Origin of the sequence: Oerskovia sp. Root22, from assembly GCF_001429135.1 — a bacterium.
GTDB classification, from domain to species: domain Bacteria; phylum Actinomycetota; class Actinomycetes; order Actinomycetales; family Cellulomonadaceae; genus Oerskovia; species Oerskovia enterophila.
In genome coordinates, this window is the sequence record NZ_LMIL01000010.1 from 167,152 (window position 1) to 178,647 (window position 11,496).

Here is an 11,496-nt window from a genome sequence, read left to right on the forward strand (position 1 = left end):
GCCGCCTCGGCAGACCTCCCGAACCCCGGCCACCAGGTCGGTTCAGCATCTCGTCACCGGCGCCCGCACGAGCGGCCCGGTCCCCTGCCGCACCCCGAAGGAGCACCATGTCGATCTCCACGGAGCACCCAGCCGTCCGTTCCGGCGCTGCCCCGCGTCACGAGTCCGTCGCGACCCTGCCGCGGGCCGCCCGCCGATCGGTCCGCGTCCTGACGTTCGGAGGCCCACCCCAGTTCCCGCACTCCGAGGACCTGGCGGAGAGCGGGCGGCCCGTGGTCACCGCGACGGAGACAGTCCTACCGGACCCGACCTCGCTCTGCTGCTCGGTCGTGCGCGCCGCGGTCGAGGTCCTGCGAGGCGAGCGGCCTGTCGCACAGCTCCAGCGCTGGCTCGCCCCCGACGTGTTCGACGCGATCGGTCGCCGCGCCCAGCTCGCGCAGGACGCGCCGGACCGCGTCGCCGCCTCTCGCCCCGTGGCGATCCGTCGGGCCCGGCTGCTGCGACTCGGCGACACGGCCGCCGAGGCCACGATCGTCCTGGAGGACATGGAAAGAGTACGAGCGGCGGCCGTCCGACTCGAGGCCCGGCGCGGCGTGTGGCGCGTCGTGGTCCTCGAGATCGGCTGACCGCCGCTCGCAGTGCTCCTCGGGCGAGGACTACTCCTCTTCGTTCAACCCGTGGCAGAGCTTGTACTTCTTGCCCGAGCCGCAGGGGCACTTGGCGTTGCGGGGCGTACCGGGGAACGTGCGCCCGTCACCCTCGACCGCGGTCGCCTCGCCGTGCAGGGCGCGGCGAGCGCGGCGCGAGCCGTCGCCCGAGACCACGGTCTGGCCCGAGCCGTCGTCCGACGGCGCCGAGTACTGCAGCGGGATCTGCTCGCCCGGGCCGTCGAGGCCCTTCGCGATGAGCGTGGGCTCGGCCTTCGGCGCAGGAGCCTCGGTGGCCGCAGGGGCGTCCTCGACGGGCGCGTCCACGACCTCCTCGGCGACCGGCTCGTCCTGCACGGCCTGGGCCTCAGCGGCGGCCTTCGCGGCGGCGGCCGCCGCCACGGCAGCACCTGCGGCCGCAGCCCCGGCCGTCCCGCCGAACGCCTGACCCGCGGCCGCAGCGGCAGACAACGGGTTGACCGCGGGCGTGGTGGGCTCGGCGACCTTGACCTCGAGGTTGAACAGGAAGCCGACCGACTCCTCCTTGATGGCCTCGGTCATGGCCTGGAAGAGCTGGAAGCCCTCGCGCTGGTACTCGACGAGCGGGTCGCGCTGCGCCATGGCGCGCAGGCCGATGCCCTCCTTGAGGTAGTCCATCTCGTAGAGGTGCTCACGCCACTTGCGGTCCAGCACCGAGAGCACCACGCGGCGCTCGAGCTGACGCATGTTGGAGCTCCCGAGCGACGCCTCACGGTCCTGGTAGGCCACGCGTGCGTCGGACAGGATCTCCTCGAGGATCAGCTCACGCGTCAGGCGCGTGGCTCCCCCGGCCTGCTCGACGACCTCGTCCACCTCGATCGAGACCGGGTAGACCGCGCGCAGCGCCGTCCACAGGCCCTCGAGGTCCCAGTGCTCCGGGTTCCCCTCGGACGTGGCGCCGTCGACGTACGCCGTGACGACGTCGGTGATGAAGTGCTGGATCTGCTCCTGCATGTCCTCGCCCTCGAGGACGCGGCGACGCTCGTCGTAGATGACGGTGCGCTGACGCGAGAGGACGTCGTCGTACTTGAGGACGTTCTTGCGGATCTCGAAGTTGCGCGCCTCGACCTGGCCCTGCGCGCTCGCGATGCCGCGCGTGACGATCTTGGACTCGAGCGGCACGTCGTCCGGGAAGCCCGCACGGTTCATCATGGACTCGGCGAGGCTCGAGTTGAACAGACGCATCAGGTCGTCCTGCATCGACAGGTAGAACCGGGACTCGCCCGGGTCCCCCTGACGGCCGGAACGACCACGCAGCTGGTTGTCGATACGGCGCGACTCGTGACGCTCGGTGCCGAGAACGTACAGCCCGCCGAGCTCCTTGACCTCGTCGTGCTCCGCGGCCACCGCGGCCTTGGCACGCTCGACGGCCTCGGGCCAGGCGGCCTCGTACTCGTCCGGGTTCTCCGTGGCGTCGAGCCCACGGGCCGCGAGGTCAGCGACGGCCATGAACTCGGCGTTGCCGCCGAGCATGATGTCCGTCCCACGACCGGCCATGTTGGTCGCGACCGTGACCGAGCCCTTGCGGCCGGCCTGCGCGACGATCGCGGCCTCACGCTCGTGCTGCTTGGCGTTGAGGACCTCGTGCGGGACGCCCTGCTTCTTGAGCTTGGACGACAGCAGCTCGGACTTCTCGACGCTCGTGGTGCCCACCAGGACCGGCTGCCCCTCGGCGTGGCGCTCGACGATGTCCGCGACGACCGCGTCGAACTTGCCCTCCTCGTTCTTGTAGACGAGGTCCGGCTGGTCCACGCGCTGCATCTTGCGGTTCGTGGGGATGGGGACGACACCCAGCTTGTACGTGCCCTGGAACTCGGCGGCCTCGGTGTCGGCCGTACCGGTCATTCCCGAGATCTTGTCGTACAGGCGGAAGTAGTTCTGGAGCGTGATCGTGGCGAGCGTCTGGTTCTCCGCCTTGATCTGCACGCCCTCCTTGGCCTCGATCGCCTGGTGCATGCCCTCGTTGTAGCGGCGGCCCGCGAGGATGCGGCCCGTGTGCTCGTCGACGATCATGACCTCGCCGTTGAGGACGACGTAGTCCTTGTCGCGCTTGAAGAGCTCCTTGGCCTTGATCGCGTTGTTGAGGAACCCGATGAGCGGCGTGTTGAGCGACTCGTACAGGTTGTCGATGCCGAGGTAGTCCTCGACCTTCGCGATACCGGGCTCGAGCACACCGATGGTGCGCTTCTTCTCGTCGACCTCGTAGTCGGTCTCCGGGTTCAGGCGGCGGACCACCTTGGAGAACTCGCCGTACCAGCGGTTCGCGTCGCCCGACGCAGGACCCGAGATGATGAGCGGCGTGCGCGCCTCGTCGATGAGGATCGAGTCGACCTCGTCGACGATCGCGTAGTTGTGGCCGCGCTGCACCAGGTCGTCGGTGCTCCACGCCATGTTGTCGCGCAGGTAGTCGAAGCCGAACTCGTTGTTCGTCCCGTACGTGATGTCCGCGGCGTACTGCTCGCGGCGGACCGCCGGGGTCTGCCCCGAGATGATGCAGCCGGTCGTGAGGCCGAGGGCGCGGAACACGCGGCCCATCAGGTCGCTCTGGTACTTGGCGAGGTAGTCGTTGACCGTGACGACGTGGACGCCCTTGCCGGACAGCGCGTTGAGGTACGCCGGGAACGTCCCGACGAGGGTCTTGCCCTCACCGGTCTTCATCTCCGCGATGTTGCCCATGTGCAGGGCGGCGCCACCCATGAGCTGCACGTCGTAGGCGCGCTGACCCAGGGTGCGGCGAGCCGCCTCGCGGACCGCGGCGAAGGCCTCGGGGAGCAGCTCGTCGAGCGTCGCCCCGTTCGCGATCCGCTCCTTGAAGCGGTCCGTCTCCTCGCGCAGCTCCTCGTCACTGAGGTCCTCGAAGCTGGGCTCCAGCTTGTTGACCTGCTCAGCCAGGCCGGACAACTTCTTCAGGATCCGGCCCTCGCCGAAGCGCAGGACCTTCTCGAGGATCGCAGGCACGCAGTACTCCCGTATCGATCGCGCCCCCGGGCCGGACGGTCCGGGGCGAATGCGAGGCGACCACCGTTCGGCAGTCGGCTGGATCACACCACAGACCATCGTAGGCGAGTCCCGAGCGTGGTAGGGCTTCTGTCCGGCGATGGGGGTTTCGCTCTGCGGCGAAACCCCCATCGCCGGCCGCCCGGGACGCCTACCCCGCGGCGCCCTGGACCGGGACCTGGGCGAGCTCGGCGGCGAGCGCGGGGGCGAGGTCCCCCGCAGGCCCGACGGCGACGCTCGCCATCCCCAGCCAGCCCGCCATGAGGCGCAGCTCGGCCGCGAGCGCCGGGGCGGTCTCCGTGTCCGCGTACTCCTCGCGGTGGGCCGCGAGGACCCGCAGGACGCCCGCGCGGCGGTCCGCCTTGAGGTCCACCTTGGCCGTGATGCGGTCCCCCTGGAGGAACGGCAGGACGTAGTAGCCGTGGACCCGCTTGGCCGCGGGCACGTAGATCTCGATGCGGTAGCGGGTCCCGAACAGCTGCTCGAGCCGCGTGCGCTCGAACACGAGCGGGTCGAACGGGCTGAGCAGCGCGCGCCCCTGGGCCCGGCGCGGGAGCACGGCGTCACGGTGGAGATACGTGGTCTCGTCCCAACCCCGCACCTCGACGGGCCGGAGCACGCCGTCCTCGACGAGCTCGTCGAGCGCACGACGTGGGTCCGGCCCCTTGAGCCGGAAGTAGTCGCGGAAGCAGCGCAGCGTCCCGACCCCGTGCGCCCTGGCCCCGATCTCCAGGAGCCGGCGGACCGCGTCCTGGTCGCTCACGGGTGGGGCCGCGACGACCGCGGGGGGAAGGACGCGTTCGGTCAGGTCGTAGCACCGCTCGAACGCCGCGTTGCGGCGCGCGGCCGTGATCTCACCCGTGAAGAAGAGGAACTCGAGGGCCCGCTTGGCGAGCGACCAGTTCCAGCCCCACTCTGTCGTGGTGCGCGCCTCGCCCATGCCCTGCGCCTCGAGCAGCTCGTGGACCTCGCCGGCCGTGATCGGTCCACGCTCCGCGACGATCCCCCGGACGTGCTCGACCACCGCGGAGTGCGACAGCTCGACCCCGCTGATGGCCCCCCACGCCTCGGTCCGGTAGGCACGCTGGCGCCACTCGAGGAGCCGGTAGGTCTCGGGCGGTACGTACGAGGCCACGTGCCCCCAGTACTCCACGAGCCGGCGCGGCGCCCGGCCCGCCGCGCGGTCGAGCAGGGTCACGTCGTAGGGACCGAGCCGTGAGTAGAGCGGGACCAGGTGCGCCCGGGCCAGGACGTTGACCGAGTCGATCTGGAGCAGCCCCAGGCGGTCCACGGTGCGCTGGACGTGCCGCAGCGTGACCTGCCGGGGCGCCGCGCCGTCGTCGGGCCGGGGGGCGTGCAGACCCTGCGCGGCGAGCGCGACGCGGCGAGCCTGGGCGAGCGACATGGTCTCGGTCTTCACCCGACCCATCCTGCCCGTCCCCCCTGACACGCGCCGCGTCACACCGCACGGGCCACGCGGTGCAGGGCGCACGCCGACGGGGTGGCGCCGCCTGGTCGGCGACGCCACCCCGTCGGGTCGGTCCTAGGTCACGTGGACCTCACGGTGCTCACCCCTGGTCGGGGGATCCCTTCATGCCACCCGCGCAGGCCGTGTCGAGCGCGATGACCCCGTAGCTCCAGCCCCTGCGCCGGTAGGCGACCGAGGGGCGGGCGGTCTCGACGTCGACGAAGAGGTAGAAGTCGTGGCCCACCATCTCCATCTCGTAGAGGGCGTCGTCGATCGTCATGGGCTCGGCGGAGTGGAGCTTCTGACGGATCACGACGGGCGAGTCGCCGAGCTGGGTCTCGACCGCTTCGCCAGGCACGCCGGGGTGCGCGACCACCGGCTCCGGCTGCTTGTCCTCCGGGATGAACGGGCGGACGTCGACGGGCGGCTGCGGGTTGTTGTTGCGGTGGTCCTTGCGGCGGTCGCTGACACGCCGCAGCCTCTCCTGGAGCTTGTTCATGGCCAGGTCGAGTGCCCCGAACCGGTCGTCTGCTGCCGCCTCGGCGCGGACGACGGGTCCCTTGGCGCGGACGGTCAGCTCGACCCTCTCGCGCACCTCGGACAGTCGGGGGTTGTTCTCGTGGGTGACCTCGACGTCGATCCGCTGGGCGGTCGGTGCGAGCTGCTCGAACTTCGCGAGCTTTTCTTCCACGTGTCGGCGGAAGCGGTCAGCCACTTCCGTGTGCCTGCCGACGACAACGATCTCCATGTGAGCCTCCGCAAAGGGTCTCGGACGCTCCCGTTACTCCAGAGCGTCCCGTGTGGTCCTGGGTCTGGCTCCCCCGAGGGGGATCCGGAGTACCTATCACCTCCCTGCCCGAAGACCTAGCCTCGGGCCTGTCGCTCTGTGGCCGCACGGGTCCCGTTACCAACCGTTCCCCGTGACGACTGGACCCCAGGTTAACCCCCCTGCGAGGTAAAGGCAGCATCTACGTGAGATGAACTTCGTGGGCCGCGGAACCCTGCCGCGGAGGGGGTGTCGCGGCGACCACGAAGGCCCCCAGGACGTGCGCTCCGAGCCCTTCCAGGGCCCGCTCGCAGGCCGCGAGCGTGGCGCCCGTGGTGAGTACGTCGTCGACCAGGAGGCATGCGGCTCCCGCGAGCGACGGGCCCGGCGAGGCGCCTCGCCGGGGCGCACGGACGGTCGTCAACCGTTCTCCGCGGCCTCGTGACCCCCGCCCCACCTGGTCGTGCCCGCGTTGCGTCAGCAGCCGTACGGGCGTCGCCTCGACGCCTGCCGCACAGAGCCCCTGCGCGAGCGCGCGGGCCAGCGACAGGACGGGTTCTCGTCCCCGTGCGCGCCGTGCTGCGGCGGTCGAGGGCGCGGGCACCACGAGCACGGGGTCCCGGCCGCTCCCGGCACGGGCCCTGGCCTCTCCGCGCCCGACGGCGGCCCGCACGCCGGGCGCCAGGATCACCCCAGCGTGGTGCGCCGCGGCGTCGAGCACCCCCGTGAGGTCGACCCGGCCCTTGTCCTTCCACGCCACGACCACGTCCCGCAGCGGGCCCGCGTACGGCGCACAGGCCCACACGGGCAACGGGGCCCGGCCGTCGAGCCTGTCGAGCCGAGGGGCGTCGCGCTCACGGCGGATCGGGGCGCCGTCGAGCAGCCCGGCGCACGCCGGGCACAGGGCGATGTCCCGCACACCGCAGCCCGGACACTCGATCGGGACGACGAGCCGGGTCAGCGAGGCCGCAGCGCCCGCGAGCGCGGCGACGAGAGGGCGTGTGCCCCCGGCAGCAGTGACGGGCGTGACAGGCGTGACCGACACGCGCCGGTCGCGTCCCGTGCCCGGCCGGGGCGACGGGTCGTCCGGGGACCGGGAGGGCTGCACGGAGGAGGGCACGGCCGGAGCCTGTCACGTCCCGCCGCACACCGGGCGAGGGCGAGCCCGCCCTGTGGACACGTGGCCCGTCCCCGTGCCTGTGCACGGGCAGGACCACCGCCAGGTCAACCCGGGAACGCCGGCAGGGCGACCCCCTCGATCCGCTTCTCCCACACGGCGCCGGACCGGCTGCGCCCGAACAGCGTGCCGTCCTCGGTCAGGACCTGGACCGTCCGTTCCCCGTCGCCCGCGCTGATCGCCGTCGCTCCCGCGACCGGGGAGAGTCGGGTCGTGTCTCCCCCGACCGCGACGAGGTGGACCGCCGGAGACGTCTCCGCCTCGTCGGTCCCCAGGACCGCGAGCAGCGTCTCGTCGGCCCACACGACCTGCGCGGCCGACCTGATCGGTGCCCCGACACGGAAAGGTTCCGACAGCGCGGTCGGCACGTCCTTCTCGTCGCGCACGATCCCTGCGACGTCGACGCGCGTGGCTCCCAGGGCGTCCGAGCTGACCACCGCGATCCTCGCCCCGTCGTGAGCCACCCGGATCGACTGGACGGAGCGACCAGCGAGCCACGGGACCGCCACGTCGACCGGGGTCCCGGGTTCGGTCAGGTCCGACCGCACGACCTGCAGCGCTCCCGCCTGCGCCCGCGGACCCGACCAGACGCCACCCAGCCGGTCCACGCTCGGAGCGAGCAGACCGGTGCCGGTCAGGAGGGTCGCGCCCGGAAGGTTCTTGGACGGCAGACGCAGCAGGCTGCCCGCTCCGTCCCTGACGACGAGCAGCCGGGCGTTGGCGCCCTGCGCGAGCGCGGTCGCGTCGATGCCCTCGAGCGGGACGGCAGGCGCCAGCGGCACCAGGTCGTCGGCTCCCGTCTCGAGCGTCATGACCTGCCCCTCGGCCGCGACGATCTCGTTGCCCACGGCGTCGGCCTTGGCCAGCACCGGGCCGCCCGCGGGCGTGCTGAGCAGGTCCTCGCCCCGGTAGAGGTTGACCGTCAGCGGCACCGCGTCGAAGAGCGTCGCCTCGAGCTGCGCCTTGAGCAGCGCACGGTCCTCGGGGGAGGCGAGCGAGATCGCGTCCGTCAGGCGGACGTCGACGACGCCACCTTCGTTCGTGACCGCGTCGATGCTCAGGCGCGTCCCCTCGGGGACGACGACGTCCGTCGACCCCCGGAGCCACTCGACGGGGCCGATCAACGTCTCGTCCACCGCGTTGGTCTGCCAGGTCCGGTTGGGGAACCACCGCTCGTCGGGGACCAGGACCTCACGGTCGGCCGAGGGGAAGTAGAGGCGGGTCGACCTGAAGGCTGCCAGGAAGCTGGCCTGAGACAGCAGCAACCCGTCCTCGGCCGTCTCGATCCTCCACTGCCCGTCCCCCTGACGCACGAGCCCGAACGAGACGACCGTGGTGACCGGCACGTCCTCGGTGTACACGCCGCGCTTGTCGAGCGCCCCGACGACCGACGCGCTGCCCGTGACCGTGACAGCGCCGGTCTGCATCGCCTCCTCGTCGTACGTCAGGTCGAGGTCCCCGTCGAAGACCAGCACCTGCGTCTTCCAGTCCCAGTCGTCCGACGTGAGGAACTCCTGCGCGACGTCGAAGTCGCCGGCCGGCCCGGCTGCCTGCGCGGTCAGGAAGCCCGACACGATGCCCTTCGGGTCGTCTCCGGCCGCGGGACCCCGCGCCCGCAGGCCCGGAGCGTTGAAGCCCTGCACCACGGTGTCCCCCTGGATCACGGGACCGGAGGTGGGGATCGCCGCGCAGCCCGAGAGCGCGACAGCCGCCACGACGAGGCTCGCGGCCCGCGCGATCCAGCGACGTCGTCGTTCCACGGTGCTCGTCACGGTCGCTCCTCGTCGGCGGTGTGCTCGGACGCCGCTCGGAGCGCCCCCTGGCGTCCGGCGACCAGAGGCTCGTCCGGAAGGACGGGCAGCGCCGACGGGCTCGTGGTCCCCTCGGCCGGGTCCTCGACCTGACCGACCGGACCCGTCACCGGGCCGAGCCCACGCATGCGGGTCGGTTCCTCCGGGACGAGCGGCAGCGGGGAGGACGCGAGGTGGATCCCGGCCCGGAGCGGGAGCGTGAGCCGGAACGCAGCGCCCCGACCCGGGCGGCCCCACACCTCGAGCCACCCGCCGTGCAGGTGGGCGTCCTCGAGCGAGATCGCCAGGCCGAGCCCGGTCCCGCCGGTCGTGCGAGCCCGCGCCGGGTCGGCCCGCCAGAAGCGGTCGAACACGTGCATCGCCTCGTCCTCGGTCATCCCCACGCCGTGGTCACGGACGACGATCGCGACCGCGTGACGGTCCTGCGCGACAGTGATCTCGACGGGTCGCTCCTCGGCGTGCTCGATCGCGTTGACCACGAGGTTGCGCACGATCCGCTCGACCCGTCGCGGGTCGACGTCCGCGATCGCGGGCTCGTCCGGGAAGTGCACCGACATCCACACGCCCTTGCGCTCGGCGAGCGGAGCCGCGAGGTCGACCGCCGCGTTGACGACGTCACGCACGTCGCGCCGCTCGGCGTCCAGCTGCGCGGCCCCCGCGTCGAACCGGCTGATCTCGAGGAGGTCCGCCAGAAGGTCCTCGAACCTGTCGAGCTGGGTCTGGAGGAGCTCGGCCGACCGCTTGGACGCGGGGTCGAACTCGTCGCGCGAGGCGTGCAGGACCTCGCCCGCCATGCGGATCGTCGTGAGCGGCGTGCGCAGCTCGTGCGACACGTCCGACACGAAGCGCCGCTGGAGCAGCGACAGCTCCTCCATCCGACCGATCTGGAGCTGGAGGCTCTCGGCCATCTCGTTGAACGAGCGCGCGAGCGTCGCGAGCTCGTCGTGGCCCTTCACCGGCAGACGCTCGTTCAGGTGACCGTCGGCGAGGCGTTCGGCGACGCTCGCGGCGTTGCGGACCGGCTGGACCGCCTGGCGGGTCACGACCCAGGTGATGAGCACCAGGATGCCCACCATGAAGGCCGCACCGAGGGCGAGCGTCCCCTGGAGGAAGGACAGCGTCTCCTGCTCGGGCGCGAGCGAGTAGAGGAAGTAGAGCTCGTAGGTCCCGACCGTGGGGACCTGGACCTTGGAGCCCACGAGCACTCCGGGGTCCACGGGCGAGCTCGGGTCGGACGGGTCCCGCGGGATCGCGACCGACTGGAGCTCGCGACCGTCGCTCTCGAGGACCGCGTCGCGCAGCTCGTCCGAGACCAGGCTCGTCAGCTGGTTGTCGGTGCTGACGTCGTTGAGGCGCGAGGTGGCCCCCTCGGGCCGCATGAGGAAGATCTTGCGGTCGGGGCTGCCGCTCGTGCGCAGGGTGTTGTGGACGTCGAGCAGGAGCGTCTGGAGCTCGGAGTCCTTGGTCTTGGACAGCGACGCCGTGAACAGGCTCTGCGCCTGCTGGAACGAGTTCGCGCTCTCGACGTTGATCTGCTCGAGCCGCTGCTCGAACAGGCCGTCACGCATGGTGCTCGACAGGTAGGCCCCGAGGGCCGCGACCGTGACCGCACCCACGACGAGCGCGGTCCCGACCACGCGCAGCTGCATCGACGACCGGGCGCGCCAGGTGAGCCGACCGACCGTGGCGCGCACACGACGTCGGGTACGGCGGAACCTCAGCCCCACCCGACCTCGCAGCGACGAGCTGCTCACCCGCGTGCCGCGCCCGCCTTGTAGCCGACGCCGCGCACCGTCAGGACGATCTCCGGGTTCTCCGGGTCGTGCTCGACCTTGGACCGCAGCCGCTGCACGTGGACGTTCACCAGGCGTGTGTCCGCAGCGTGGCGATAGCCCCAGACCTTCTCCAGGAGGACCTCGCGCGTGAAGACCTGCCAGGGCTTGCGCGCGAGGGCGACCAGCAGGTCGAACTCGAGCGGCGTGAGCGCGATGGGGCGCGCGTCGCGCGTGACCCGGTGCCCCGTCACGTCGATCTCCACGTCACCGATCGCCAGGTGCTCGGGGGCCGGCTCGTCCGAGCGGCGCAGCCGCGCACGGATGCGAGCCACGAGCTCCTTGGGCTTGAACGGCTTGGAGATGTAGTCGTCTGCTCCGGACTCGAGGCCGAGCACCACGTCGACCGTGTCGCTCTTGGCCGTGAGCATGATGATGGGCACCCCGGACTCCGCGCGGATCAGGCGGCACACCTCGGTGCCGTCCTTGCCCGGGAGCATCAGGTCCAGGAGGACGAGGTCCGGCTGCGTGCTGCGGAACGTCGCCAGGGCGAGGTCCCCGTCCGCGCAGAAGACCGGGTCGAACCCCTCGGAGCGCAGCACGATGCCGATCATCTCGGAGAGGGCGGTGTCGTCGTCGACCACAAGCACGCGTACCTTCATGACCCCATTTTGCCATCGACCCCGGCAGCGCCCGACCGAACCACCGTACGGCGCCCACTGTTCACCCGGGCGGTTCGCTCGCAGCACCTGACAGGCCCCCGTACTAGGGTGGGCCGCGACCACGCAGGGCACTGCCGCAGTGCCGTGCACGGCCGCA

8 protein-coding genes are annotated in these 11,496 nt (G+C 71.7%); 1 reads left to right on the forward strand and 7 read right to left on the reverse strand.

Going from position 1 to position 11,496, the window contains the following annotated elements; translation table 11 throughout:
• The first annotated feature begins 107 nt into the window (after window positions 1-107).
• Window positions 108-626 carry an Rv3235 family protein gene (locus ASE15_RS14485; protein WP_235534440.1) on the forward strand — a complete coding sequence of 173 codons (519 nt, stop codon included), beginning with the start codon at window positions 108-110 and terminating at the stop codon, window positions 624-626.
• A 30-nt stretch (window positions 627-656) separates the two neighbouring features.
• Here ASE15_RS14485 and secA read toward each other — a convergent pair whose 3' ends face one another.
• From secA to mtrA, 7 genes are all read right to left on the reverse strand, one after another.
• Window positions 657-3,644: a preprotein translocase subunit SecA gene (gene secA / locus ASE15_RS14490; protein ID WP_056764001.1), complete on the reverse strand. Its 2,988-nt coding sequence runs from the start codon at window positions 3,642-3,644 to the stop codon at window positions 657-659.
• 190 nt (window positions 3,645-3,834) lie between these two features.
• Entirely contained in the window at window positions 3,835-5,112 is a 1,278-nt protein-coding gene (locus ASE15_RS14495; protein WP_056764004.1) for a winged helix-turn-helix domain-containing protein, read from the reverse strand.
• Window positions 5,113-5,251: 139 nt separating this feature from the next.
• A complete protein-coding gene (gene hpf, locus ASE15_RS14500; protein WP_056646087.1) occupies window positions 5,252-5,899 on the reverse strand; it encodes a ribosome hibernation-promoting factor, HPF/YfiA family in 648 nt (215 codons plus the stop codon).
• Window positions 5,900-6,119: 220 nt separating this feature from the next.
• Window positions 6,120-7,037 carry a ComF family protein gene (locus ASE15_RS14505; RefSeq protein WP_235534441.1) on the reverse strand — a complete coding sequence of 306 codons (918 nt, stop codon included), beginning with the start codon at window positions 7,035-7,037 and terminating at the stop codon, window positions 6,120-6,122.
• A 104-nt stretch (window positions 7,038-7,141) separates the two neighbouring features.
• A complete protein-coding gene (locus ASE15_RS14510) occupies window positions 7,142-8,866 on the reverse strand; it encodes an LpqB family beta-propeller domain-containing protein (RefSeq protein ID WP_056646085.1) in 1,725 nt (574 codons plus the stop codon).
• The gene (mtrB, locus tag ASE15_RS14515) at window positions 8,863-10,554 is read right to left on the reverse strand and encodes an MtrAB system histidine kinase MtrB (protein ID WP_082608549.1); all 1,692 of its coding nucleotides are present in this window, start codon (window positions 10,552-10,554) and stop codon (window positions 8,863-8,865) included. Before mtrB ends, ASE15_RS14510 begins: the two co-directional genes overlap by 4 nt.
• 101 nt (window positions 10,555-10,655) lie before the next feature.
• Entirely contained in the window at window positions 10,656-11,339 is a 684-nt protein-coding gene (gene mtrA / locus ASE15_RS14520; protein WP_056646082.1) for an MtrAB system response regulator MtrA, read from the reverse strand.
• Window positions 11,340-11,496 lie beyond the last annotated feature (157 nt).

Bases quoted from the DNA above. Each gene is read 5' to 3' on its own strand.
- hpf (WP_056646087.1), bottom strand. From the start codon at position 5,899: ATGGAGATCGTTGTCGTCGGCAGGCACACGGAAGTGGCTGACCGCTTC.
- ASE15_RS14485 (WP_235534440.1), top strand. From the start codon at position 108: ATGTCGATCTCCACGGAGCACCCAGCCGTCCGTTCCGGCGCTGCCCCG.
- ASE15_RS14495 (WP_056764004.1), bottom strand. From the start codon at position 5,112: ATGGGTCGGGTGAAGACCGAGACCATGTCGCTCGCCCAGGCTCGCCGC.
- mtrA (WP_056646082.1), bottom strand. From the start codon at position 11,339: ATGAAGGTACGCGTGCTTGTGGTCGACGACGACACCGCCCTCTCCGAG.
- mtrB (WP_082608549.1), bottom strand. From the start codon at position 10,554: ATGCAGCTGCGCGTGGTCGGGACCGCGCTCGTCGTGGGTGCGGTCACG.